The sequence below is a fragment of the Melaminivora alkalimesophila genome, assembly GCF_000282995.1.
GTDB lineage: Bacteria > Pseudomonadota > Gammaproteobacteria > Burkholderiales > Burkholderiaceae_C > Melaminivora > Melaminivora alkalimesophila.
Map to the genome: position 1 here is coordinate 1 of NZ_ALEE01000738.1, position 896 is coordinate 896.

The 896-nt window shown below is 69.6% G+C and carries 1 protein-coding gene; it reads right to left on the reverse strand.

Going from position 1 to position 896, the window contains the following annotated elements; all coding sequences use genetic code 11:
* On the reverse strand, window positions 1–520 hold a 520-nt coding region (locus A612_RS14370), incomplete at its 3' end, for a TetR/AcrR family transcriptional regulator (protein WP_241209563.1).
* Between the last annotated feature and the right edge of the window lie 376 nt (window positions 521–896).

Sequence of the window (896 nt, forward strand, 5' to 3'; positions counted from 1 at the left end):
GCGGCTGCTGCACGAGCAGCGCTTCCTGCTGGCACCACAGCTGCAGCGCCAGGCCCACGATGGTGTAGGCGAGCCTCAGCAACTCGTCGTCCGGCGTCGCCAGCCCCAGGTGGCGCTGCAGCAACTCGGTCAATGCGCGGCTGGACAGGTCGATGTCGCGCTCGAGCGCCGGCTGGCGCTGGTCTGCGGGCTCCAGCATCTCGCGCATGTACAGGTGCGCCATCTGGCGCGCCAGCTCGCCATGGTGCAGCGGTGCGAGCGCCCCCTGGAAGAAACGCTGCAGGGCGGCACGCAGGCTGAGGCCGGGCCGGGTGAAATCGGGCACCAGCGAAGCCATGGAACTGAAGGCCGGTTCGGAAAACAGCGCCGCGTACAGCGCCGCCTTGTCGCCGAAGTAATAGTGTACGGCCGCCACGTTTGCCTGTGCCTCCGCAGCGATGGCGCGGATGGTGGTGCGGTCGTAGCCCTGCTCGGAGAACAGCCGCAGCGCAGCCAGCAGCAGCCGCATCCTCGCGGGCAAGGGTTCGCTCCCCGCGTCGGGGCGGACGAGGCAGGATCGATGGAGAACAGTGCGAGCGGACATGGATGGCTGCGCATTACAGCATGAAATCAAACGTTTGTTTGAATCCAGTGAAAGGCGCGGCAGCAGGGTCAGGGTGGCGGCCGGGCGATTCTGGACATCTGCCGGCCCGGCGCCTGTAGGACAAGCGCGGGGAGTCGAGGGGCCGGGGCCGCGTGGCTTCAGCCGAAGACGGCCTGCCAGAGAGCCTGCACGGCGGCGCGCTCGGGCGCCAGCCGATCCTGCGGAACGCGGGTCGGCTCCTCGTCCAGGCGCGCGCGGTGCTGCGCCTGTCGCAGCGTGCGATAGGCGTCGGCAGCGGCCTGCCCCACGCCCG